Below are 24,251 nucleotides of genomic sequence, written 5' to 3'. Positions count from 1 at the left end.
GGCTTTTACAACTGGGAATTATTGCTGCAATTTACAGTTATAGTTTACTAATGTTTAACTATGCTGTCGTTATCAGGGAATGCAGAAGTTTTACATTCTGTCCATTTTTGTAGCCAGCGGCGCAGGCAGATAATAAAAAATATTATACATATAATTATTTATTTTAGATGCAGTTTTTATTATAGAAATTCTACTCTATTTTCCAATAGCAAGTAATGAAATCCTATAATAGGATATTTATACTTTATACCTAGACAGGTAGGCCGATAGATGTAAGGGAGAGCTAACCAAATTCGTCTTCAAACAAACCCGCGCGATATGTTGTGTCACGATGCGTCTCTTCTCCAGCAAGCTTTCGTGTCGATACGCGGCGCAACAGTGACAAAAGCGCTGTGGCTTATCTGAGATTTGGGAGGCAGACATTCCCATAAACCGAATGCCCGAGCGGGTGAGCTTTCGGACGTCCGTGAGAGCACCCAAGATAAAGGGAGTGAGCGTTTGATGGCTAGGTCAGGCGCAGATCCAGGCGCGGATGCAGCTTTTTCAGGTTTGGCAATGATTTCATCTGCCAGGGAATTTGCGAGGAACCGCAGACGGTGAGATGAATATCCGGATGCTTGCGTGCCTCTATCGTCAGTTTGGCAAGCAGGTTGATACCCGAAGAATTCAAGAATTGCAGGCCGGTGAGATCGAAAATCGCTTTGCCTCCACCCCCATGAAGGATCGTCCTGGCCAGATCATAGACCGGTGCATAGGCATCGGGACCCGCCAGACGCATGGTTCCGTCAAAATACAAAGTGCTGCCTTCGGACCAGACGCGGAATGCTTCTTCTTTGATTTCCATAAAAGGCCTCTCGCGGGTTCACGCCGATGAAATCGCCATTGCGGCATAGGTTTGCAGCTTGATCCGCTTGTGCGGACCATCCTCGTCGAAATGCCAGGCCAATTGAACCTGGTAGTCGCTCATCAATGTCAACAGTCCTAACCCGGATGCATTGTCGCCGGCAAGAACGCTTGCCTCGATCTGTTCTATCAGGAGATCGCCGGGATCACCGGCCGTAACCCTAAGCAACAATTGTTGGAAGTGGTCGGTCGCTTCGCGGTCGATCAAGTTCACGATCCGCATCCTGAAATGATGGGCATCCCTCAGCGCCTCGATAAGAATCTCGCCCGAGGCGCGGAACTTGATGGAATTTTCGATGAGCTCGTTGGTCAGATAACCGATGTCGTGCCGTACCGTCTTGTATTGGCGCTCGGAAGCACGGAAATCGAGCGCCATCGTTTCAGCGATAAAGTCGGATGTCATGGCCGAATGGCGCCACGCCAGATGAAGAGGTCCGTCGAACAGGCGGATGCGAAGGGCATTGGTGCCGTCAAACGAAACCAGATGTTCCTTGCCGAAAATTGCTGTTGTCATCTCCTCACCTGTGCCGCATCACCACAAGGGTAATATCGTCATGGATCTTGTGGGTCCCGATATAAGCCATCAAGTCGTCGAGTATGCCCTCGACGACTTCTTCCGCAGTCCCGCCATGCAGGCGGCGGGCATCCTCCAAAAGCCTGTCGAAGCCGAACAGTTCGCCCTTTGAATTCTCCGCTTCAGTGACGCCGTCGGTATGCAGGACCACCATGTCGCCTTTCTCGAAGGATACTTGCCGCGTATCGATAAAGGGAGCTATGTCGGGCTCGAGGCCGACCGGAAGACCAAGATCGCCTGTGTCTATCCGCTCCACCTTGCCGTCCTGGCGAATGATGATCATATCCTCGTGCTGGCCGGATATGGTCAATCTCTCGCCGTCATAGTCGAGGAACGACAAGGTCAGATGCTTGTCCGTCCGTGTCCGTTCGATGTTCTTGAAGATTGCGCGGTTGAGATCGGTCAGGAATTTTGCCGGGTCCATCTCGCCCGCTTCCTGCAGGGCGCGGGCGATCGATTGCACCATCAGCATCAGCACGCCGCTCTCCAGCCCGTGGCCGGTCACGTCGCCGATGCCGATCTTGAGGTTGTTTCCGTTCTGCAGAACATCATAGTAATCGCCGCCGACCTCATCGGCCGGGCGCATGTAGGCGGCTATTTCCAGGTGCTTGATCGCCGTCAGTTCTTTGGCTCGCGGCAGCACCATGAGCTGGATCTGCCGGGCGACATTGAGTTCGGCACCCAGCCGCAGGTTTTCGTTCTTCAACTGGCTGTTAAGGGTTGAAATCTCCTCCTTGGCCGCCTCGATCTCCTTGGTTCGATCCGAAACCAGCCTTTCGAGGTTTTCGGTGTGAAAGCTGATATCCTCCGCCATCCGGTTGAACGCGATGCCGGCCTCTGCCACCTCGTCCCTGGTCGAGATATCGACCCGGACCGAATAATCCTTCGCCTGTATGCGCTTGGCGGCGCTCGCCAGAGCGCTGATGCCGCTGGTGACGCGTTTCGAGGCGGCGAAGACCGCCGCCGTGACGATCATCAGGGACACAAGGACCGCCATGATCTGATAAAGCAGGATGCGGTTGGTCGCCCGCGATATCTCATCCTTGGCGGCAATGAGCGAGGCGTAGATCTCGCGCTCAGGCACGACTATCCCGAGCGACATGACCTCGCGTTGCACCGGTCCATCCACCCAAAGATTGGTCGGGTGCAACTGCTTGACGACCACGAGATAGGGAACATCCTCTCCCTCTTGGCTGAGGGTGATATGCTGGATCACGCCGTCGGCATCGAGCGGCAGCTTGGTGATTGCCGTTTGCGTGCTGTTGCGCAAGGATCGATCGACGCCGGTGACGCCCTTGGCGCCAGCATCGTTGGCGGCACGCAAGCCGATGACCTTCTCGCCCACGGGATTGATCGCGACGACATTTCCATTCGACATGGCGAGGAAGCCGAAGCCAGTCTGGGCGACTTTCACATGCTCAACGATTTCGGCAAGTTGTGTGAGCGTGATATCGGCGCCGGCGGCACCGGCCAGGTGATGGCGATCCGCTGTCCAGAGCGGATGAAAAAAGCTGACGATCAGCTTGCCGGTGATGGCGTCGGTATAAGGAGCCGTCTGGGTGATGTAATCGGCAACGGGCCGTGATGACGGGTTGGAGGCCCATTGCTGCCAGGACTCGTAGAGGCCTGGAAAGAAGAATGCCCAAAAATCGGAGCTGTTGTGGCCGGGATAGAGCCGGTCGAAGGTCTGGGCCTGCGTCGTATAGGGCGCAGTCCGGAAAATCGGACGCTCCCTAGGCCCGATATAATACATCTGAAGCTTCGACGCGCCGTTGTGCAGCAATGAAGGGGCGACCAGATCAAGCACCGCGCTCCATTCTATGTCTGCCTGTACCTGGGGCAGCGGGCGATGATCTTTGTCGAGCAGGTACCCCCAGACACTGATGACCGAGGGCGTGCCGGGCAGGTTCTGCGACCACTGGCCAACCGGATCGTAGGTCACCGTTACGGCGCCTGGAGAAGCCCTGCTCATGGCAGCCCCCACATCGACACTTCGCGCCGGATTGTCGATCTGTCCCTGCAGCACGCCCGCCAGCGCCTTCACATCGGAATGGACCTGGTCGATCAGCAAACCGACCTCTGCGGCGGTCGAATCCGCATAGGAGCCGATATAGTCCTGGCTCGCCTTCTCCAGGCCTTGTCCCACTTCCGTCGTGGCGTTGCGCGAAAGACGCTGCACGTTCCATAGCGCAAGGCCGCCGCTGACGAGCAGGTCGAAAAGAACGGCTCCGCCGACGACGAGTAGAAATTTGGCGCGAAATGAGCGCAGTCCGAGCCGTTGCTTGGCGATTGACGCGTCTGTCATAGCGGTTTCTGTCCCGAAGAAGCCCAGATCGGCCAGCCGGCATAGCCTCTTGGATGGAGCGCGGCAAAAATATGATCGGCAAAACCCTGCTTGAATCGCTCGATGAATGCGGCCGAATCCCCTCTTCGAACCGCCATTTCATCGGCATAGACATTCTGCCAAGCCGTGATGATGTCGGCGAAATCCTGTGGATCGCCGTCGAGATTGGTGACCATGAAGCTTTCCATCCGCACATCCTTGAAGCCGGCGTCCAGCAGCATGCGGCGGCCCTTGGGACCCATTTCGACATCCATGTCGAAGTGAGCGAACAGCTTCGCGACCTCGTTATAGGTCCATTGGATGCTGTCGGCTCTGGGCTCGCCAAGGCAATGGGAATTCTTCTCGTTGGTGATATAGACCCGGCCGCCCGGCTTGCATATGCGATAGAGTTCCCGCAGCAGAACATCCGGACGGTCGAAGATCTGCAGCGAATGTCTGCAGGTCACGAAATCGAACTGGTCGCTCTCGAACAGCATCTGGGATGCATCGCCATAGGTATATTCGATGTCCTGGACGCCGAAGTCGTCTGCGACCTTGCGGGCATATTCCAGGCTGGGCACCGAGTGATCGAGGGCGACGATCCGTGCCGGCTTGAAATCCTTCCGCAACAGCATGGCGAAATCGCCGATGCCGCAACAGATGTCGGCGATATGCAGACCCTCGCGAAGGCCGTGCCGCGGCAATATCTCTCGCTCGTGCCGCCAGGTCATTTTCGTCTGGGTCCGAAGGATCGGGATGAAGCTCTGGTTCTCCACGAATGTCTGCCCGGGATAGAAGGCGGAATCGTAGATCTCGACGTTGATGTTGGGCGACAGATCGCTCAAATGGCGAAACAATCGTGATGCCCATGCGACGACGCTCGAAGCGACGACAGTCAGTTCGAGATCCGGCCTCGACCGCGTGGCATCGAGGAGCGCATGCGTCAGGGCACGGAACGCCGTATTGTTCATGTGGATGACGCGCTTCAGATTGATGTAGCAGACGCCATTCACCGTCTCGATGCCGTTGCGCAGCAGGGCGAGATCATCGGCGAGCTCGGCGACCGAATGCGGTCTGAGGACTCCTGACAGGGAGAATTCCTGATTATTGGCATCGAATTGCGCCGTGAAACGGCTAGAGGAGGGGTTGTTCAATTGAGCAGCCTTTCGAGTGCGAGATCCACCACGAAAGTCATCACTCCTGTATTTTGGCCGGACAGCTCGATATCGGCATCGTAATTGACGGCAAGGCCCAGAAGGATCGCATGCTCGGCACGCGCGGCGTCATCGGTGATGGCATCGAGATAGTTTGCAAGCGCCTGGCCATTTCCGATGTGCGCGACGATTGCCTCATATGAATCTCGTTGTTCGGCCGAGCAGGGAAAGGTCAATTCGATCCGCTCGGTCAAGCCATTTCTGTAGAAGCGGCAGGTAAGAGCACCGTCGCTTTCTCGGGTATGGAATGACATCTCGAAGAGTTCATTCAGGGCCGCCGAAAGCAGATTGGCATGGCGGATGGGATCGAGGCGATCGTGGCTGACCATGCGGGCCACATAAGCGGCGCATTGGTCGCAATGCGACCAGTCCGCCACCAGAGTGGCCATCTCCATCTCCAGCTCAAGCAATGGCTCGAAAGCCGCGTCCACTTGCACCTCCTCCATGGTCCCCCCTCGAGAAATTCCCGAATGAAATGCGCTTCAGAAACTCACGGGCTGGCGTGATATTCGTCGAATGTCGCGGCCGGTTGGGTGCGCGCACCCTGCCTTATGAAATCATCGAGTTTGTCGGCGCTGAGCGGAGGGCTGATGCTATAGCCCTGCAAGCGGTCGCAGCCTTCTTCGCGGAGCCAGGCTGCCTGTTGCTGCGTTTCGACGCCTTCTGCGGTCACCCGCATGTCCAGACCATGGGCGAGGCCGATCACGGAGCGCACAATGGCTTGGCTTTTGCTGTCCTGCAAAAGATCCCTGATGAAGTAGCGATCGATCTTGATCGTATCGAAGGGGAAATTCTTGAGATAGCTGAGCGAGGAATACTCCGTGCCGAAATCATCGAGGGAAATCTGGATGCCAAGCACGTTTAGCGTGTTCAGCGTGTCCAGATTGTTGGTCGTGCGTTCCAGCAGCACGCCTTCGGTGATTTCCAGTTCCAGGCGCTCGGCCGGAAATCCGACGATATCGAGCGTTTGCGAGACGCGGTCGGTCAGGCCCGGCGTCAGGAACTCCGCCGGAGAAAGGTTGACTGCAAGCGTATAGTGCGCCGGCCATGCCAGGGCCTCGCGGCAGGCTTCTTCCAGCATCCACTGGCCGATTTCGCGCATGAGACCGTCGGCTTCGGCCATGGGGATGAAAGCGGCAGGCGGAATGATCCCGAGAGTCGGATGCCTCCAGCGCAGCAGCGCCTCGAAGCCGACCACATTGGACGGAGGCTCCACCAGCGGCTGATATTCGATGAAGAACTCGTCGCGCTGCAGGGCCACGCGCAGGCTGCGCCGCAGCAGCTCCCTTTGTTCGACCACGATCAGCATGGCTGGATCGAAAGTCCGCGCCCGTCGCCGCCCTTCTTTCTTGGCGGCATAAAGGGCGACATCGGCAGCCTTCATCAGCTGTTCTCCCTCGTTGCCGTCGCGCGGCGCAATTGCAATGCCGACGCTCACCCCGACGAAGAGAGAGATGCCGTTGACCGTGAACGGCTTCTTGAATTCGGCCACCAGCGCGTCCGCCAGCCGTTCCGCCTCGAAGGCACGCTGCGGTCCGACCTGGATGATGGCGAATTCATCGCCGGCGAGACGATAGACCGTTCCGCCCTGGCCGAGTGCTTCCTTGATTCTTTCGGCGGCCAGTTTCAGGACGATGTCGCCGGCACCGTGACCGAGCGTATCGTTGACGGGCTTGAAGTCATCGAGGTCGAGCTGCATCAGCGCCGGCCCAATCTTGCCGCTTGCCGGAAGCAGTTGCGCCAGCGCCGCACTGAATTGGCGGCGATTGGGCAATCCGGTCAATGCATCGTGCGTTGCCTGATGGATGAGCCGCGCTTTTTCACTGTCTTCGGACGACAGGTTCCCATTCGGGCTTGCCCCGTTGGTTTCGACAATCAGGAGGCCTACTCGAATGTAGGAGACGAGAACGTTGCGTTTTCCTCGCCTCGGATCGTCGAGCGGGATCGTGCGAGGTTCACCCGTATCGATTACTTGACGAATGAGCTCGGCAAGCGCCGGTTTTGCAAGTGCCGGATAGGCCTCCCACAATGTCACCTCGTTCCTCGAGGCAAGACCGATATGCTCCTTGAACCTCTTGGAGGAATCGAGCAGCCTGAGATCGAGGTCCCAAAGCGAAATCACCGCCTCTAAACCGTTGTCGGATTCGGACTCATATGGAATTCGCTGCGACCGATCCACTCGGTTCTCGGGCATATGGCCTCGTCCTCCCCAAGCCGGCCACGCAAAATCCGGCCATTGTCCAGTTTGAGCTGGTCCGTTCGCATCGGAGCATGCGCATCGACAATCGCAGTCTCATCGAGCGTGCGGGCGCAAGTCATAACTTACCAGAACGTGACAGCCGCTTTAAGTGAATATATTACGAGATCTTCATATTTAGCAATGATTGCTAAGACATATGCAGATTAAATCGACCGCGGCGACATTGTCTGTTTCAATCCGGGCGCTAGAAGATTGCAATCCCTGAGTGGAGGATGCGCGGCGGTTGTAGTGCTCCCATGAGGCGGTTTCGATTGCTCCATGGTTGATTCGCGGAGCGGGCCCGCCATCCATGCTTCTTTTCTGATCGAGGCCGGTGGTCGCTGCCCCCTGACTTCTACTGAAGTGTCCTGCTTTGTGGCTCCATCGCAAGCACCGGCAATTGCGCTTCGCGGCCTCCTTGAACGGCAGGGTGGCTGCGAAGCCTCGCGGCCTTGCGGATCAGCAGCTCCTCATTGATGATCGCTTGCATGCCTGCGGTGAATTTACGCGGGCTGAACTGTTCTGCATGCGCTTGCAGTGTTTCCGGGTGAAAGCGGTGCTGCATGGCCTCGAAATCGATCACGGCCTTGATCAAAGCATCGACGGACTGTTGGTCGAAGAGAAGACCGGTCACTCCCGGCGCGACCGTTTCCAGCGCGCCGCCGCTTCCGTAAGCGATGACGGGCCGCCCGCTTGCCATCGCTTCCACTGGAACCATGCCAAAGTCCTCCTCGCCGGGAAAGATCAGCGCACGGCAGCGCGCAAGCTTTTCCCTCAATATCGGAAACGGGGTCCGGCCGAGAAAAGTGATCGAGGGACCGGCGACGCGTTTCAGCGCCTCCGCTTCGCTGCCTTCGCCGATGACGACCAGGGGGCGATTCATCCGGGTAAAGGCCTTCACCGCCAGATCGATCCGCTTATAGGGAACCAGCTGGCCGGCGCAGAGATAAAAATCCTCGGTCGATGGCGCCGGCGTGAAATCATCGACATTGACGGGTGGGTAGACCACGGTCGAGGGCCGCCGATAATATTTGCCGATGCGGTCGCAGACATGATGCGAGTTGGCGACGAAGCGATCGACCCGCATGCTCGTATTGACGTCCCAGGAGCGCAGCATCGGCGCCAGCATCGGCAATATGAGCCGGGATGCGAGGCCCGCATGGGATCGATAGAAGTGATAGTGATCCCAAAGATAGCGCATGGGGGAATGGCAATAGCAGACATGCGTTGCCCCCGGCGGCGGGATGATGCCCTTGGCCGGGCCGGATTCGCTGGAAATGATCAGATCGTAGCCGGTAAGGTCGAAGCTCTCCAATGCGAAAGGCATCAGCGGCAGCAGCGATTGGTAGGTCTTGGCGGCACCCGGAATCCGCTGAAGGAAGGAGGTGAAAATCTTATGTCTGCGAATCTTCTCGGAGACACGGCTTTCATCATAGACGAGAGTGAAGATATCGGCGTCGGGATACATGTCGCAGAGCGCCTCGATCACTTTTTCTCCGCCCCGCATCGACACCAGCCAATAATGCACGATCGCTACCCGCATTGCTCTTCCCTCCATGGGCCGAAACAACATTGGGCAGCCGGCAACTTTTGCGACAGGGCCTACATCGGTTCACCGCGGCATACAAATGGCCGAAGGGAGTAACCAAAAGATTTAGCTGCCGGTGTGTGCCTGCACACAAGGATATGCCCACCCGACCAAGAGACGGCAGCGTCGCCTACCTCCCTGCCAGAAATGATAAGCCCTGTTGCTTCGGTAGGGGATTTACACGTTATGCGTTCAGCTGCTGATCTCGCTGCATGGCGCCTTGTCCGCGTGACGGCGCAAGCGATCAAGAAAGCGAGATTTCGACTCATGTCCAGAGTGTGCGCTTCGGCTTACCATTCCCTCTCCAGGCCATCTCGATTGATGGCGCCCTGGTTGATGGCTTTGCTTCTTTCCGGCGTGGCCATGCACGGCATAGCGAGTGCTGCGGCCGCCGACGTCTATCGTGTCGGGCCTCAGGCACGGATCAAGGTCGCCATCGTCGAATGGATCGCTGCAACAGGCGAATACAAGGAATGGACGGCGCTGAACGGCGAATATGTCGTGTCGCAATCGGGTTCGATCTCAATCCCGATGATTGGAGAAATGCAGGTCGGCGACAAGACCGTCGAGGACATCAGTGCCGATATCGGCGAGAAGCTGAAGCAGATCACCGGTCTGGCGCTCGCACCGACTGCTTCGGTCGAGGTCGTCAAATATCCGATGATCTATGTGTCCGGCGCTGTCGAAAAGCCGAGCGAGCTGGAGTTCAGGCCCGGCCTGACGGTGAAGCAGGCGGTTGCCATGGCGGGCGGGCGTGAGCGCCGGTCCAGCCAGACCGGCGACTACTCGGAGGCGCAGCAGGTCAGCTATGCCGGCGAGATCAGCCGGATGGAGCTGCAGCTGAAACAGCTCGGCGCCCGGCGGGCTCGCCTGATGGCCGAACTCAACGATCAGCCGGCGATCGCATTTCCGCCGGAGATCAAGGCCGCTCCCGAAGGATCGGCCGTCTGGCAGATCATGACCAGCGAAGTCGATCTGTTCAATGCCAGGGCGGATGCCTTGCGTCAGCAACTCGCCGCCGCCGCGGATCTCGAAGTGCTGTTGCGTAACGAGATCAACATCCTTGATGAGAAAATGTCGTCGCAGGACGAGCAGGTAAAGATCGCGCAGGACGAGTTGAGCGACATTTCCAAGCTGGTCGATACGAAAATCCTGACCACCTCGCGAAAGACCTCGCTGGAGCGGATCGTCGCCGAGATGCAGGCAGGCAAGCTGGATCTTGTCGTTGCTTCGATGCAGGCAAAGCAGAAGCTGAGCGAGACCGAGCGCGATGCGCTCAATCTCACGGGTCAACGCAAGACCGATGCTGGCCAACAGCTGCAGACTACCGAGACCGAAATCGAGGATACGAAACTAAAGCGAAACACGACGCTGCAGCTGCTGCAGCTTTCAGGCGCTTCGCTTTCGAGAAGTCAGAGCATGAAGGCGCTCGATCTCCAGCCGATGGAATACTGGATCACCCGCAACGGCGATGAGGCCAATGCGATCAAGGCATCGGAAGCGACTGCGCTACAGCCGGGGGACGTTCTGGATGTGCGCTACAACATTTCCGGAAGCCTGGACGGCACGGCGCTTTCGTCTGCCGATACCGGCCAATCTCAATAGTGATAAGCGAGCAATGTGGGGCGACAATCATGGCAATTCACGAGATCGGTAAGGGCTTGCGCAGCATTCCTTCGAACACCAAAGGTACAGGGGGCAGCGAATATATCTCCTTTCGTGACGTCTGGCGTTTCCTGCAGCGCCACTGGATGATCTTCGCACTGTGTACGGGAGCGGGTCTCGGCATCGGCGGCTTCTATATGGCGACGACCCAGCCGGTCTATTTGGCGACCACGCGGCTCGTCATGGATCCCGATCAGGGGCGCATCGTCTCGCAGGATGCCTTCACCGGAACGGTCATCATCGAGGCGGCGGAAATTGCGAGCCAGGTCGAGATCGTCAAATCCGAGGCGATTGCGCGCGCGGTCGTGCAGAAACTCAATCTCACAGAAGATCCGGAGATCGTGGGCGGCATGTCCTGGCAGGCGACGCTGCATGATAAGCTGCGCACAATCTTCAGCTACTTCAAGCATGGCGATGATGGCAGCGCGAAGGCAGAAACCACAGAAGATGACCTCATGCGCCGCACCATGGCCTCCTTCCTCTCCAGGGTCGAAGTTACCCGCGTTGGTCAGTCCTACATTCTTGAGATCGGATATAGTTCAGTCGATCCACAGAAAGCAGCGGATGCAGCGAATGCCATTGCCGAAGCCTATATCAGCACAGGTCTGTCGGAGCGGGCATCAGCGGCGCAAAGTGGTGCGAAATGGCTGGAGACTCGTTTGATCGAAGTCGGACGGCAGGCTCGCGAGGCAGCGATGAATGTCGAGGAGTTCCGCGCCAAAAACGGTATCATGGAGATCAGCACGTCGTCCTCTCTCGATCAGCAGCAGCTATCGGAGATCAGTAGCCAGGCCGTTGCAGCCAAGGCACAAACAGCAGCGGAATCGGCCAAGCTTGCGACACTCAACCAGTTGATGTCGGGCGGCAAGGTCGAAGGCGATGTCGATGAGACGATGAACAATCCGCGCATACAGAAATTGCAGGAGGATCTTGGAGCTGCAACAATCAAATTGAACAACCTTACCGGCAGATATGATGCCGATAATCCCGCCATCATTGCCGCGCAGCAGGAAATCGATCGAATAAAAGGAGACATGCGCAAGGAGTTCGAGCGCATCCAGGCAGTCTACAAGGTAAATCTGGAAGTTGCCCAAACCCGCGAAAAGCTGCTCAGCGACGAATTGGCGTCGCTCAAAGACGCTGGAACGGACAAGAATCTGGCAAGGGTGGAGCTGTCGGAGATGGAAAGCCGCGCCACAACCTACCGACGGATGTATGAAAGCATCCTGCAGCAGCTGATTGGCGCGCTGCAAAAGGAATCGTTTCCGCTTGGCAATGTTCGTGTCGTGACCGCCGCCGCCGTGCCGCTGGCAAAGACCTGGCCGAAGTCCTCCTTCGTCCTGCCGTTCACGGCCATGCTTGGCCTTGCAGCCGGCGTCATGGCAGCACTTTTGCGGGATGGCCTGGATCGCCGCGTCAGCTCCAGTGAAAAGCTGCGGCGGGAATTGGGGATCAGCTCTCTCGGCCACGTGCCCGTCTACATGAGCCCGTCCTTCCTGCCGGGAAGCATGGCGGCCGCCAATGCCGGCTGGCGACGAACGATGCTGCCGTTGAGATCCGTGCTCGATACGCCCTATTCGCAATTTTCCGAAGCCTTGCGTGGCGTCAAGCACTCGATCGATTCCGCTTTTCCGCCGAATGCACCCATGGTGATCGGCATCACCTCGGTCGGTACCGGCGAAGGCAAGACCACGATCGCAACCAATCTCGCACAGCTTTACCAGCACGAAGGTGCATCCGTTGTGCTCGTCGACGCCGATTTTCTCAATGCGAGACTGAGCTGCGTGGTGACCGAAGCCGGCACGGATTTCGGCATGGAGGCCTTGAGCATCAACGATGTTCCGCGCCGCTATGCCGTCGCCCATGAAGGCGGCCTGCTTGTCGCGAAGGCCGAGCATGAGCCGGAGGCGGAGGTCATACAGGCCCATGGCGGTGTCCCGGTCGTCACCGTCGACGAGACCGAAAAATCCGTTACTGCTTTTCAGCGCTATGGGCATCTGCCCGCGCTGAAGGCTGAGATCGATTTGTTGCGTCGGCGATACAAGGTCGTCATCGTCGATATGTCTGCTTTCGAGGATTCTGCCGATACCCGTGTCATCTGTACCTATCTCGAGGGCATTGTCGTCGTCGTCGGGCAGACGAACAAGATGACGGTGGAGAGGCTGTCGGACGCGCTGGCAAGCTTCGGCACGACGACGATCAATATCCTCGGCATCATTGCCAATCGCAGCTATGAGAGGCGTCACCACCAGGACAAGCGTCTTTGGCGCCGCCGCCAGGACCGCCGCCAGGTGCGTGCATCGGCGCGACGGCTTACGGGCAGCGTAACGGGTCGGCCCTTGAAGATTACGCTCGGTATCGCAAGCTCCGGCCGCCGCGATATCCTGTCGTCCATCCTCCCCCATGTTGCCAGCCAAACCCGGAAGCCGGATGAGATCGTCGTCTGCCTTTCCTCGCCGGAAGACATCGATCCGAGCTGCCTCAGAAATCTCGACATTCCGGTGCGGGTGCTTATCAGCGAGCGCGGGCTCTGCCGTCAGCGCAATCGCATCCTCGACAGCGTTCAGGACGCGGATATCGTCCTTTTCCTCGATGATGATTTTCTGATGACGCCTGCCTATATCGAGGAAACGGAACGGCTGTTTCAGCTGCAGCCGGATGTCGCCATGTGCACCGGCACGGTTTTGGCCGACGGCATTACCGGGCCGGGCATTTCCGTTCGTGATGGCTTACGATTGGTCGGCTCGGAGCGCCGGCGCCGCTCCGAGCCATCGATGCAAATCCGATCTGTTTACAATGCCTATGGCTGCAACATGGCGATCCGCATGGCCATCGTCAAAGCCGCGGCCCTGCGTTTCGACGAGAACCTGCCCTTCTATGGCTGGCTCGAGGATGTCGATTTCAGCAGGCTTGCGGCCCATTATGGCCAGGTTGTCAGCGTCAAGCAGCTCGAAGGCGTTCATCTCGGCACGAAAGGCGGCCGGTCGGGTGGTGTCCGTCTCGGCTATTCGCAAATAGCCAACCCGCTTTATCTCATGCGCAAGCGCACGATGAGCGTGCCGCAGGCAACGATGCAGATCGGCCGCAATCTTGCAGCCAACCTCGTCAAGGTCTGGCGGCCGGAGCCCTGGGTCGATCGTAAAGGTCGCCTTAAAGGCAATGTCATCGCGCTTCGTGATCTGCTCAAGGGCAGGCTGGCACCGCAGAACATCGAAGCGCTGGAATAGTCTGGTGGTGCGCTCATCCGGCCTCGATCGTGTTGTCGTCATCAACGACCGCTCCGCCAAGATAGGCGGAGCGTCGAATCTGGCGATACTCTCTGCCGCTTTGCTGCAGGAAGCCGGGGTTGCCGTGACCTACTTCGCCGGCGATATCGCCGGCTCCGAACGGCCGGCATCCGACACCGTCAATCTGGCAGCGCAGCCGCTGATGCTGCAGCCGCGTCTCAGCGCACTTGCCAGCGGCCTTTACAACCGTCAGGCCTATGATGGCCTGAATGCCCTCATGTCGCGTGTCGATACCAAGGGCACCATCTATCACGTCCATGGCTGGTCGAAGATCCTGTCGCCGTCGATTTTCCGTGCCTTATGGCCGGTTCGGGACCGAGTCGTCCTGCACGCTCATGACTATTTTCTCTCCTGCCCGAACGGAGGATTTGCCAATTACCGCAAGAGCCAGGTCTGCCCTCTGACGCCGATGTCGCTCGGCTGTCTGGCGACAAACTGCGACAAGCGCGGCTACCATGAGAAGATCTGGAGATCGGCTCGTCATATGGTGAGGGAGCATTATTATCCCATCCAGCAATTTGCCGCCAATATCATCGTCGTGCATCAACGCATGCGCGAGTATTTCGCTCGCGGGCAGATCGACATGGGCAACATCGAGACAATTCGCAATCCGGTTGAACCTTTCCTCGCCCATCCGACTGAACCCTGGAAGAAGCGTGACTTTTTCTTTGTCGGCCGGTTGGAGCCGGAAAAGGGATTTGAGGATGCCGCGATCGCGGCACGGCTCGCTGGTGAGAAGCTGCAGGTTATAGGCGATGGCGCCGGTCGCGCTCGCCTGGAACGGGACTTTCCGGAAGTCGTCATTCATGGCTGGAAGTCCAAGGGCGAGATGCGGGATATCCTGTGCGATGCGCGCGCGCTCGTCGTTTCCTCCCGGGTGCCGGAGCCTTTCGGGCTGGCGGCGTTAGAGGCCGTGACGAGCGGCATACCGGTGATCTTGCCGGATACCGCGCTTCTCGGCGACGAACTTGCGATGCTCGGATGCGGATTGACCTTTCAGGGCGGCAAGGTGGAAACGCTCGCAAGCGGAATACGCCGGCTTGCCAGCGATGACATGTTGCTTCGCCTCATGAGTGTGAATTGCCTCCGCCGATCAGGCGAGCTGGCGCACACACCGGTCTCATGGCGCGACGCATTGCTCGCCCTGTACGATCGCGTTCTCGATCGTGCAAACGCCGCCAGGATGAACTTTCCGTCGACCTTGGATGACGACTTTTCAGCCGCCCATCGGCTGATCGATGAGGCGGGCTGAGGCTTGTGGGTAGCTCTGTGCCCGGCGTCCTACGCCAATGGGACTAACCCAATGTCCGCAGGGTCAATTGTCAAGGATTGGGGCAGCTGGCAGCCTTTGAAGGGAGCATGATAGTGGTGAGGGATCCGGAAGATGTTATCGACTTTTGACAGCATTGCCCATCGAGAGCGATCTCGCCGCGAGGCGAAGCGGACGGAGCGGCTCGGACGAGCCAAGCGTCTTGTCGACCTTGTTCTTTCTGGGCTCGGGCTGTTGTTTCTGGCGCCGGCGCTGCTTGTCATCGCGATTGCATTGCTCTTGGTCGACGGCCGGCCCATCATCTATCGCCATACGCGCGTCGGCCGCGACGGACGCCCGTTCGACTGCCTGAAATTCCGCACCATGCGCAAGGATGCCGATCGGCAGCTGGCGGAGCTGCTTTCGCGTGACGAGACGCGAAGGCAGGAATGGCTATCGACGCAGAAGCTGACGAACGACCCGCGCGTCCACTGGCTCGGGAAATATCTGCGCATGAGCAGCGCCGACGAGCTACCACAATTGGTGAACGTTCAGCGCGGTGACATGAGCCTGGTCGGACCCCGACCCGTCGTCGCCGCCGAGCTCGATCGCTATGGAGCCAATCTCTATTGCTATCTGGGGCTGCGGCCGGGGATCACGGGTCTCTGGCAGGTCAACCGCCATGCCGATACCACTTACGAGGAGCGTATCCAGTTCGATCTGGATTACTTCCACAGCCGCTCATTGCGCACCGACTTTGCAATTCTCGTAAAAACGGTTGGCGTCGTGCTGCTCGCACGCAACGAAAAAGAACGTCTCACCAAATGAAAAAAGCGACTACGGCAATCCAGACGACAAGACAGAAGATTACCAGAATCCAACGAAGCAAAAGTTTCTGGCGCAATCCACCTGGCTGTTCCGAGGCGAGGCGATCATGGTTTTCGTCTTTCATAAGCGGCTCTGCGTGGTGTTTCATGACAATTGCCGGCAAGCCCCCCTTCTATTGCCGAGAATTTCGATCGGACCCTGACGTTCAGGGTAATAACTTCTCTGAAACAAAATCGAACAATTCCGGCACACCCCGCTTGCAGGCAGCGTTTCATTACACGGAATCATGTCCTGAATGGGAACGCTATAGACTTTATCTGGTGCAAGGCTGGAAACAACTGTGGATTATCATGTTATTTTTCAACGAAATTTCTCAACCGGGCGATGCGAAGGCCGGCTTTGCTCGTGTTTACTTACCGCGACGGTGCGCTGATGGATAGCTTTCCGCTTCGCCCCAAGCGCACTGTCTGGGCGAGCCTGCGTCACTGGCTACGCGCCCGCATGCCTGCGATCATCGGCGACGGAGCCTCGACGCTTGTTTCGAAAGTCGTATCTCAGGTCGTCCAGCTTCTCATATTCCTCGTCGCCGCCCGCGTGTTGGAATCGGCCGAATTCGGTCTCTACGCGTTCAGTTCCGCCATCGTCGTCATGCTTGTCGTGATCTCGGAAGGGGGATGGGGCGAGTTCGTCATGAAGGCCGAGTGCACGGATCGGGAGCTCGATCAGATCGGCACGATTTCGATCGTCGCCGGCGTGCTGGTCACGATCGTCGGGCTGCTGGGTGCCGCCATTGCCTGGCTCGTTTTCGGCAGGCCGCATGAAGCGCTTCTCCTCGTTCTTTTCAGCTGCTGGTTTTTGCCATCGTCTCTTTACGCCGTTTACGATGGGTTGTTGGTCGCGCGCGGCCTGCTGCGCAAACAAGCCGCTATTCGGATAGCGAGCGAAATTGCCGGGCTCTGTGTTGCGATGCTGGGGCTTTGGCTTGGCTGGAACGTGTTTTCGCTCGCGGCCGGCCGGCTCGTTTCGCAACTGGTCTGTCTTGCCGGCTCGGTAGCCGTGCTCGCCTGGCGTCCCAAGTTGTATCTCACCTGGCCTTTCGCACGCGAGATTCTCGAATTTTCGAGCCATATCCTGTCGAACCGGCTGATCCTCTTTCTCCGCTCCTATTCCGGAACGCTCGCGATCGGCAGCTTTCTGGGCCTTGCGGAGGCGGGCTATTATCGCGTCGCGGAACGCGTCGTCGCAGCATTTTCCGAACTCATCGGCGAACCGGCGCGAATGTTGGCCTGGACGTTGTTTCGCCGGGCTGCGATCGTGATCGGGGTGGACGGAAGGCAGGTTCGCGACGCCGGCCCCTCCGCAACCGTCTTCATGACGGTTCTCATGGCAATTTCGACGCCGATCTATCTCGGCCTTTCGCTGATATCGTCCGATTTGATCGATATCGTACTCGGCGAAAAATGGGCGCCAGCGGCGATTCTGGTCGCGATCCTGTCGATGAAACAGATCCTGTTGATGCCGGGCTACGTTACGGAAGCTCTTCTATCCCTGTCGGGCAATATCAGGCGCATGCCTCCGACTCTGCTATTGAATGCAGTGGTCTCCGTCTCCCTGATCCTGCTTCTGGCGCCCTTCGGCGTGGTCGCGGCTGCCTGGGGACAGTGTTTGGCGTCGCTGATCTCCTTCTTCACATCGATGCATTTGCAAAAGAATTATGGCGGCCTTCGGTGGGGGCGTGTGCTGCGCAAGAGTGGTTATCTTGCCGTTGCCGTCGTGTTGATGGCGTCAGCGGTTTACGGGCTCGGCTATTTCGCCGGATCGCTCAGCATGCAGCGCGTGCTGACCGTGTTGCTGCAGGTGGTCTCGGGCGGCGCAATCTATATCTGCACACTTCTGGCTCTGGAGAAGATGAGTGGAGGCGCGGTTTCGATTCTCTCGGGCAGGCGATGATCGGCGACGACAGGATAGATAGAGATAGGGGGATGCAGGATGAGGGCTTTGTTGCAATCCAATTTGTCATGGTCGGCGCATGCGCGCTCGGCCTTGAAGAGCGCCGCACAGACGGCCGCTCAAGGGCTTTCGCCACTGCGCCTTGCCAGAGGACGGCTGAACTATCTCTTGCCCTTTCCACGGCGGTTTACGGGCGCCTATGACACCTATCAGGCTGCCATGGCTGCCGCCCGAAGGCAGACCATGGCCGGCTATGATCACGATGAGATCGCAACCGTCGCCTTCGCCAAAATGTGTGAGGTGACGCCCTGGGACTATCCGGTGCTGTTCTGGGTCCGCAATTTGCTGCACGAGATCGATGGCCTCGTCGATGCTGGTGGGCACATGGGCACGAAATATCGCGCCTTCCGTCCTCTGCTGCCGCTCGACGGCGCTTTTCGCTGGGTCGTCTACGATCTGCCGGCCATCGTCCGCGCCGGGCAGAGCCTTGCCGAAAAGGAAGGCCTGACGAGCCTGTCCTTTGTCGATCGGATCGCAGATGCCGGCGAGATGCCATTGTTGCTTGGATCGGGGCTGATGCAATATCTCGATATGCCGCTGTCCGGATTGCTATCGCAAATGCCCTCGCGGCCGCAGCACCTGATCCTTAACAAGGTTGCGCTGCGCAAGGGCAGTACCATCGTCACGCTCGAGCGCATCGGCAGGTCCTATGTCCCCTATCACATGCGCAACGAGGCGGACTTCATCGACGATATCGCAAGGCTCGGCTACAAGCAGGTCGACCGCTGGTCCATTCCCTCCCTGTCACACGCCATAGACACGCACCCGGAACTCGGCCGTAGCGAGAGCGCCGGTTTCTATTTTCGGCTGGGCTAGGACAATTCCGGGAAAAGTGCATAGCGGTTTTCCGCCGGGAATTACGCAAAAAGGCCGGTGCATTTTCGCGATTCGAGCAGAAGGTTCTAGCCATGATGGAGCGATAGGTCCGCTTCGCTCCGATGATACGCTCTGTGCAATTGCGTGGCCGCGTGCCGTTGCTTGAGGTGATCGGCAAGGCGGATAGACAAGGCGAGTAGCATCAGCGTCGGATTGGCGTGGCCCGGCGTCGGGAATACCGAGCTGCCGGCAACAAACAAGCCATCGATGCCGTGTACCATGGCGTCGGCATCGACGACGCTCGTTCGTGGGTCAGTCCCCATGCGGGTGGTGCAGGAAGGGTGCGCCATATCCATGAAGACGGGCAGGGCGTTCTCCCTTGCCGTGATCCAATCCGGCAGCGTTGGTTTCGGTAAGCCAACGCGAACGAATTCGTTCGAGATCAATTCTGCAAGCCGTTTGACACTGGCTATTTCGCACTGACCGATCTTCCAGTTGACCCGTGGCAATGGCTGACCGAAGCGATCACGCTGCTGCGCGAGTGTGACACGGCTTTCAGGATTGAGCTGTTGCTCGACCATGACGTCGAAGCGCAATTCCGTCGAGCGGTGCGGCAGGCCGCGCTTGCGCACGAGACGTTCGTAGAGCCCGGAGGTGATCATGTCAGCCGATCTCGCGACTGTTGCAAGGTCTCCGATGACGGTCCTGCCTGCACCCTTCGTCAAGCGCTTCAGCGCCGCCCAGGGATCATCCCGAGCATGGAGCTGCACAGGATAGGCGGCGCAGTTGGTAAGACCTTCGTGTGCCTGAATTCCAGGGCTCAAAGACAGGCCCCTGAGATAGAAATGCGTGCGTCCACCATGGCTGAGGCCATAGAAATTGAAATGCCGTGCGATCGCGTCGATGTCGCGCCCTGCGAAGCGGCAGAGCGATGTGCGGGGATGGTCGCAGAGATAGCGGCCGACAACGCCATGCCTGTTGCCTATGCCCGCCGGCAGCAGGGAATTGGATGCAAGCAGCAGGCGTGCATTCTCGACGCCCCCGCCGCAAAGAACGATCGTGTTTGCACGGACAGTTGCGCTCCGGCCGATGGCGTTCCGCAGATTGAGGGAGGTCACCCTACGGCCTTGGCTGTCGACATTGATCTCGGTCACCGTGGCATGTGTCAGAAGGCTTATGTTCGCGGCCGTGATATCGCCTGCAAGTCGGGCAAAGCGTGTCGGCTCGGCACGCGGATGGCGCATATGGCTGAATTGCCAGAAGAAGGGCCTGAGAAGCTGCTTGTCCAGACCGAGATCCTCCGGGCGTGAATGGAGCAGCGCGAAGAGGCGTTCATCGTAAAGATTAGGCCCGAGGTTGAGCAGTTTGCCGGCACGATCGAGAGCAGGCAGCAGTTGCTCGCGATCGATCGGCCAGCCAGAAAGCGGCAGCCAAGGCCGGTTCAGGAAATCGATGTCATCGAAGGCGGCGCATTTGCCGATCCAGGTATGGCTGCTGCCGCCGAGCATGCGATTTCGCAGCTCGAATGCGGGAACATCGTTCAGCCATGCCAGCCTGCCAGTATAGCCCCGCCCTTCAGGCACGGCATTCGCCGAAACGAATGGCTCACCAATGTTTTCGACGGAATTCAGCGCCTGGATTTCCGCCTCGTAATCCTGGCCGCCGCTCTCGATGACAAGGACACGAATGCGGGTATCGGCAAACTCGCGGGCGATCGCAATTCCCGCCGGCCCCCCACCGATAATCGCAATATCGGCATGTATTTCAATCCCTTCCGGCATAGATCTCAAGTCACTGGTTATCATGATCGTTTTCCCGCCCGTTTTCCCATTTTTTACCAGCATCGCGAGCGTGCGGATAACTGTTCGATTGGCATAGGTGCGTGCGATATCTACCGATTTCGGATAGGTGATCTGATCGGTTCCGGCGCTCCGTTCAGTCGGAAGTCCATGCTGAAAATGCGGCAATCACAGGCTAGGCTCATCAGCAAATGCCGAGTTTCCTGGGAGCGAAAATCATGGCCAAGGTGGGGTTACGGGAGTGGTTGGCGCTCGCGCCGGTATTTGCCTCGGGCAAATTGGCACGCTACAGCGACGAGACTGGCGGCCCGCTCGGGCGCTTCGAAGCCGATTTTTCCACCAAGTTCGGTGTGCGCCACACGTTGGCCACGAGCAGCGGGACGGGCGCCCTGATCTCGGCGCTGGTTGCCGCCGGCGTCGGCCCCGGAGATGAAGTGCTCGTGCCGGCCTATACCTGGATCGCGACCGCTGCTGCTCCGCTGGCCGCCGGCGCGGTGCCGGTCCTGGTCGATATCGACCACACGCTCACCATGGATCCGCAGGACATCCTGCGTAAGATCACGCCGCAGACGAGGGCAATTATCCCAGTCCATATGTCGAACATGGTGTGCGATATGGACAGCATCATGCGCATTGCCCGCGAGAACAACCTCGTGGTCATCGAGGATGCCTGCCAGGCTGTCGGATTGCACTACAAGACCAAGCGGGTCGGGACGATCGGTGATTTCGGGGCTTTCAGCTTCAATCAGTTCAAGAATATCAATTGCGGGGAGGGCGGGGCCGTTGTCACCAACGACGCACGGCTGTTTGCGCGTGCCCGGATGTATCACGACATCGGCTCCATGTTTCGCGGCCATCTCGACAACGCCAACGAGCCACCCATGCTGGGGGTGAATTTCAAGGCGAGCCAGATTCAAGGCGCCATGCTGAACGTGCAGTTGAAAAAGCTTGATCCGATGATTGCCCGCATGCGTGAGCGCTACGATGTGATGAGCGAAATCTTCGCCAAGAGCGCGCAGATCATGGTGGGGCCTCACAACGATATCGGCAATGCGGCAGGCCTCCACGTCATCTTCGAGACGTCGGACGAGGCCAAGAGATTTGCCGAGGAAAACAAGCGCGGTGTCTATCGGCTCTTCGATTCCAGCCGCCATGTCTATACCAACTGGCAACCTGTTTTGCAGCAACGCACCGGCCATCCGGCGATGAACCCCTTCCACTGGACCGATCGGAAGATCGAATACACGCCGGAACTTTGCGCGCAGACACTCGATATCCTGAAGCGCAGCTGCCGCATCAGCCTTGGAGAAAACTATCCCGTCGCGTTGGTCGCCTATATGGCCCGGCGGATGTCGCGGCAGGCCAAATCGAAGAACGCCAATCTCTTCTACGCCACGATCTGACATGGAGAATATCGGGCCTGACACAATCGATGTCTGGCACTGGAAGCTGGACATGCCGTTGCCTGATCCCGGCATGTACATCACATTGCTGTCGCTCGACGAATGCGTTCGGACCATTCGCTTCGTCCATGATCGCGACAGGCATCGTTTCGTCGCCGCCAGGACCGGAATGCGGGTGATCCTCGGGCGCTATCTCGGCATTTCTCCGCGGTCGATAGGCTTCGACTATGGCGACAACGGCAAGCCCTACGTCGCGATCGGCGGTGCTTGTCCCATCCACTTCAATCTCAGCCACAGCGCCGACCTGGCCGTGCTTGCTGTTTCCGATCGTTATGAACTCGGCATCGATATCGAGGAAATTCGATTCCTGAAGGAAGATATTGCGAAATGGTTCTTCTCCCGCAAGGAGTACCAGACGCTTCGATCTCTGCCGGCTGACGGCTACCTGGATGGTTTCTATCGCTGTTGGACGCGCAAGGAAGCGTTCATCAAAGCTCATGGTGCCGGCTTGTCGCTGCCGCTCGATAGTTTCGATGTCACCTTCGACAGATCGAAACAATCGCGATTGGAACGGCTGGAGGGGGATGAGGATGCACCACAGAACTGGGCCATTCTGGAGCTTGCGACACCGGCCAACTTCGCTGGCGCCGTTGTCGCCTCGACCGGCGGGCACCAAGTATGCCTGCGCTATCGCAATGGAAATATCAGTCAGATGGTCAGCCGCGCATCGAGAATGTAGCGCCCGTTGGCGGCATCGAAATGATGGCAGCCGTGGAGCCCGGCCTTGAAAGCTGGGGTAACGGTGCGGATACGGCGCTCGCAATAGTCGTCGAGCGTGAGTTTCTCGATCTCCATGATGTTGAGAGCATAGCCATAAATGCCGTACGCATTGTGCTGCGAGGGCCGCAAGAGTCTGCCGCCACGTTCGAAGATGCGACCTGCGCCTCGCGCCTCGGTGCTGCCGATGACGACGGGATTTCGCTTGTGGGGTCTTATGCCCGTGAGCGCCGGGCCGTCGACCTCGAACAGATAGAGCTCGCTGCAATGGTCTTCGTAAGCATGGAAATCCGACAGGTTGGTGAATAGCCACCATTTGCCGCCATGGTGGATCAAGACGCTATCGGCCGGCGATTGGCCCTCGAAGGCCGTGGCATGCAGCTCCCATTTCAGCGGAAACTCGCAGCAGCGCCAGACCTCGAGCCGCCGTGCCTGATGCGTTTCCGGTATCATGAAGATCTGATCGCCATCGCGAAATATGAATGGATAGGAGAGATGGTAAGGGCGCTCCAGCGCCACCCCGACCTGTGTGAGCGCATCGCCGTCGAAACGGCCGACCGCGATATGCGCCTTGCGGTCGCCATGGGAATAGGCCTCATAGAACAGGTAGCATTTGCCATCCTCCTGAAACAGGAACGGATCGGCCTTGATGCTGTTGTCGGAAGGTGGAATTTCGACCGCCTTGCTCGGATCGAAATCATCGATGTGACCGTGTCCCGTATAAAGCGTCCATATGGCCGACTCGGCGCGGAGTCTCGCCCTGATCGATTTGAATGCCTTGACCGAGACCGATCCCGCGACGATGCAGCCGTAGCGAAAGAGGTCGCCGGGCGATGGTGCCTGATCGACGATCGAGCCAGCGAAAGCGGATGGGTCGAACCGCCTGGTGTCGGCGAGTCGCGTCAGTTCCCGCAGCAGAAGGGTGACGCTGCGCTCCCGCACGAAGGCGCTCAATCGCGCGGCACTCGGCTTGATGTTGAACGACGCCCGCGCAATCTCGAACCTGCCGGCCTTGCCGCCGCACTTGGCATAGAGAACCAGATCGGCAGTCGACGCGCGGGCAAGGACCTCGGCATAGCCGTACCAATCCACGTCGGCCGATCGCCGGTCGGAGAGGTTGAAGGCCCATTCTCCGAATGGGAGAGCGGCGATCGCGTCGTCGGCCATGCTCATTGGAACCATGCGGATGACGAGGTCGAGCTTCAGACGGCGCAGCGATGCCGGCGTGATGTTGTCGGGGGGGCATGCCTTGTCGTCATCGGATTCGTAGCAGTCGATAAAATGACGCCGGCTATTGAAATGCTTTGGTGAATAGGCGGGTTGACGGGCAAGGGCCTGGGCCTCCAGTCGCGCACTCCAGGAGAACAGCTTCGATGTCTTGCCGTCGCCGAACGGATAAGGCTGGGTCAGCACGGCTGCAAGCTCCAGACCCGGGGCGGCCAGAATTCGGTCCAGGATCATCAGCTCCCAGTTTTCGAGCGCATGTCCGCGCGCGACGAGAATGCCGACCCTCAATGGCTTGGTCTCGTTCATAGCTCTTCCTCTTATGGCTCGGCCCTTTCCCGAACATTGTTCC

Annotated in this window: 17 protein-coding genes; 8 read left to right on the top strand and 9 right to left on the bottom strand. The window is 58.5% G+C overall.

Features of this window, described 5'->3' with window-relative positions; translation table 11 throughout:
- Positions 1 to 505: 505 nt before the first annotated feature.
- From GA0061103_RS20095 to GA0061103_RS20065, 7 genes are all read right to left on the bottom strand, one after another.
- The gene (locus GA0061103_RS20095; protein ID WP_092714177.1) at positions 506 to 844 is read right to left on the bottom strand and encodes a slr1659 superfamily regulator; all 339 of its coding nucleotides are present in this window, start codon (positions 842 to 844) and stop codon (positions 506 to 508) included.
- A gap of 18 nt (positions 845 to 862) precedes the next feature.
- Complete coding sequence (locus GA0061103_RS20090; RefSeq protein ID WP_092714175.1) at positions 863 to 1,417, bottom strand: slr1658 superfamily regulator; 555 nt, start codon at positions 1,415 to 1,417, stop codon at positions 863 to 865.
- A gap of 4 nt (positions 1,418 to 1,421) precedes the next feature.
- Entirely contained in the window at positions 1,422 to 3,782 is a 2,361-nt protein-coding gene (locus GA0061103_RS20085) for a PP2C family protein-serine/threonine phosphatase (RefSeq protein ID WP_092714173.1), read from the bottom strand.
- A complete protein-coding gene (locus GA0061103_RS20080) occupies positions 3,779 to 4,954 on the bottom strand; it encodes a class I SAM-dependent methyltransferase (protein ID WP_092714171.1) in 1,176 nt (391 codons plus the stop codon). The genes GA0061103_RS20085 and GA0061103_RS20080 overlap by 4 nt, the downstream gene beginning before the upstream one ends.
- On the bottom strand, positions 4,951 to 5,460 hold the full coding sequence (locus GA0061103_RS20075) for a ubiquinone biosynthesis methyltransferase UbiE (RefSeq protein ID WP_092714169.1): 510 nt from the start codon (positions 5,458 to 5,460) through the stop codon (positions 4,951 to 4,953). Before GA0061103_RS20075 ends, GA0061103_RS20080 begins: the two co-directional genes overlap by 4 nt.
- A 44-nt stretch (positions 5,461 to 5,504) precedes the next feature.
- Positions 5,505 to 7,208, bottom strand: a complete 1,704-nt coding sequence (locus GA0061103_RS20070) for a putative bifunctional diguanylate cyclase/phosphodiesterase (RefSeq protein WP_092714167.1) — start codon at positions 7,206 to 7,208, stop codon at positions 5,505 to 5,507.
- 400 nt (positions 7,209 to 7,608) lie between these two features.
- Positions 7,609 to 8,796 (bottom strand): glycosyltransferase, encoded by a 1,188-nt coding sequence (locus GA0061103_RS20065; protein ID WP_092714165.1) that lies wholly within the window; start codon positions 8,794 to 8,796, stop codon positions 7,609 to 7,611.
- Between the two features lie 381 nt (positions 8,797 to 9,177).
- Here GA0061103_RS20065 and GA0061103_RS20060 point away from each other — a divergent pair, with 381 nt between their 5' ends.
- The 6 genes from GA0061103_RS20060 (at position 9,178) to GA0061103_RS20035 (ending at position 18,696) form a co-directional block, all read left to right on the top strand.
- Positions 9,178 to 10,446, top strand: a complete 1,269-nt coding sequence (locus GA0061103_RS20060) for a polysaccharide biosynthesis/export family protein (RefSeq protein ID WP_245304818.1) — start codon at positions 9,178 to 9,180, stop codon at positions 10,444 to 10,446.
- A gap of 29 nt (positions 10,447 to 10,475) precedes the next feature.
- Entirely contained in the window at positions 10,476 to 13,733 is a 3,258-nt protein-coding gene (locus tag GA0061103_RS20055) for a nucleotide-binding protein (RefSeq protein WP_245304817.1), read from the top strand.
- A 4-nt stretch (positions 13,734 to 13,737) separates the two neighbouring features.
- Complete coding sequence (locus GA0061103_RS20050; RefSeq protein WP_092714163.1) at positions 13,738 to 15,045, top strand: glycosyltransferase family 4 protein; 1,308 nt, start codon at positions 13,738 to 13,740, stop codon at positions 15,043 to 15,045.
- Between the two features lie 132 nt (positions 15,046 to 15,177).
- Positions 15,178 to 15,870, top strand: coding sequence for a sugar transferase (locus GA0061103_RS20045; protein ID WP_092714161.1), 693 nt, complete (start codon positions 15,178 to 15,180; stop codon positions 15,868 to 15,870).
- Between the two features lie 405 nt (positions 15,871 to 16,275).
- Complete coding sequence (locus GA0061103_RS20040; RefSeq protein WP_245304816.1) at positions 16,276 to 17,820, top strand: oligosaccharide flippase family protein; 1,545 nt, start codon at positions 16,276 to 16,278, stop codon at positions 17,818 to 17,820.
- Between the two features lie 48 nt (positions 17,821 to 17,868).
- On the top strand, positions 17,869 to 18,696 hold the full coding sequence (locus GA0061103_RS20035) for a methyltransferase, TIGR04325 family (RefSeq protein ID WP_245304815.1): 828 nt from the start codon (positions 17,869 to 17,871) through the stop codon (positions 18,694 to 18,696).
- Between the two features lie 86 nt (positions 18,697 to 18,782).
- Here GA0061103_RS20035 and GA0061103_RS20030 read toward each other — a convergent pair whose 3' ends face one another.
- A complete protein-coding gene (locus GA0061103_RS20030) occupies positions 18,783 to 20,501 on the bottom strand; it encodes a GMC oxidoreductase (protein WP_245304814.1) in 1,719 nt (572 codons plus the stop codon).
- Positions 20,502 to 20,713: 212 nt separating this feature from the next.
- Here GA0061103_RS20030 and GA0061103_RS20025 point away from each other — a divergent pair, with 212 nt between their 5' ends.
- Complete coding sequence (locus tag GA0061103_RS20025; protein WP_092714155.1) at positions 20,714 to 21,898, top strand: DegT/DnrJ/EryC1/StrS family aminotransferase; 1,185 nt, start codon at positions 20,714 to 20,716, stop codon at positions 21,896 to 21,898.
- Position 21,899: 1 nt separating this feature from the next.
- Positions 21,900 to 22,637, top strand: coding sequence for a 4'-phosphopantetheinyl transferase family protein (locus GA0061103_RS20020; protein ID WP_092714153.1), 738 nt, complete (start codon positions 21,900 to 21,902; stop codon positions 22,635 to 22,637).
- On the opposite strand, the gene GA0061103_RS20015 is transcribed toward GA0061103_RS20020, so the two are convergent.
- The gene (locus GA0061103_RS20015; protein WP_092714151.1) at positions 22,607 to 24,208 is read right to left on the bottom strand and encodes a glucosamine inositolphosphorylceramide transferase family protein; all 1,602 of its coding nucleotides are present in this window, start codon (positions 24,206 to 24,208) and stop codon (positions 22,607 to 22,609) included. The two genes, GA0061103_RS20020 and GA0061103_RS20015, sit on opposite strands and share 31 nt — an antisense overlap.
- Between the last annotated feature and the right edge of the window lie 43 nt (positions 24,209 to 24,251).

This window comes from Martinezella multihospitum (assembly GCF_900094585.1).
Classification (GTDB): Bacteria; Pseudomonadota; Alphaproteobacteria; order Rhizobiales; family Rhizobiaceae; genus Rhizobium; species Rhizobium multihospitium.
This window is presented reverse-complemented; position numbering and strand designations above follow the sequence as displayed.

Coding starts and splice junctions, on each gene's coding strand:
- GA0061103_RS20030 (WP_245304814.1), bottom strand. CDS start 20,501: ATGATAACCAGTGACTTGAGATCTATGCCGGAAGGGATTGAAATACAT.
- GA0061103_RS20025 (WP_092714155.1), top strand. CDS start 20,714: ATGGCCAAGGTGGGGTTACGGGAGTGGTTGGCGCTCGCGCCGGTATTT.
- GA0061103_RS20095 (WP_092714177.1), bottom strand. CDS start 844: ATGGAAATCAAAGAAGAAGCATTCCGCGTCTGGTCCGAAGGCAGCACT.
- GA0061103_RS20015 (WP_092714151.1), bottom strand. CDS start 24,208: ATGAACGAGACCAAGCCATTGAGGGTCGGCATTCTCGTCGCGCGCGGA.
- GA0061103_RS20090 (WP_092714175.1), bottom strand. CDS start 1,417: ATGACAACAGCAATTTTCGGCAAGGAACATCTGGTTTCGTTTGACGGC.
- GA0061103_RS20065 (WP_092714165.1), bottom strand. CDS start 8,796: ATGCGGGTAGCGATCGTGCATTATTGGCTGGTGTCGATGCGGGGCGGA.
- GA0061103_RS20075 (WP_092714169.1), bottom strand. CDS start 5,460: ATGGAGGAGGTGCAAGTGGACGCGGCTTTCGAGCCATTGCTTGAGCTG.
- GA0061103_RS20060 (WP_245304818.1), top strand. CDS start 9,178: ATGGCTTTGCTTCTTTCCGGCGTGGCCATGCACGGCATAGCGAGTGCT.
- GA0061103_RS20070 (WP_092714167.1), bottom strand. CDS start 7,208: ATGCCCGAGAACCGAGTGGATCGGTCGCAGCGAATTCCATATGAGTCC.
- GA0061103_RS20045 (WP_092714161.1), top strand. CDS start 15,178: ATGTTATCGACTTTTGACAGCATTGCCCATCGAGAGCGATCTCGCCGC.
- GA0061103_RS20020 (WP_092714153.1), top strand. CDS start 21,900: ATGGAGAATATCGGGCCTGACACAATCGATGTCTGGCACTGGAAGCTG.
- GA0061103_RS20085 (WP_092714173.1), bottom strand. CDS start 3,782: ATGACAGACGCGTCAATCGCCAAGCAACGGCTCGGACTGCGCTCATTT.
- GA0061103_RS20055 (WP_245304817.1), top strand. CDS start 10,476: ATGGCAATTCACGAGATCGGTAAGGGCTTGCGCAGCATTCCTTCGAAC.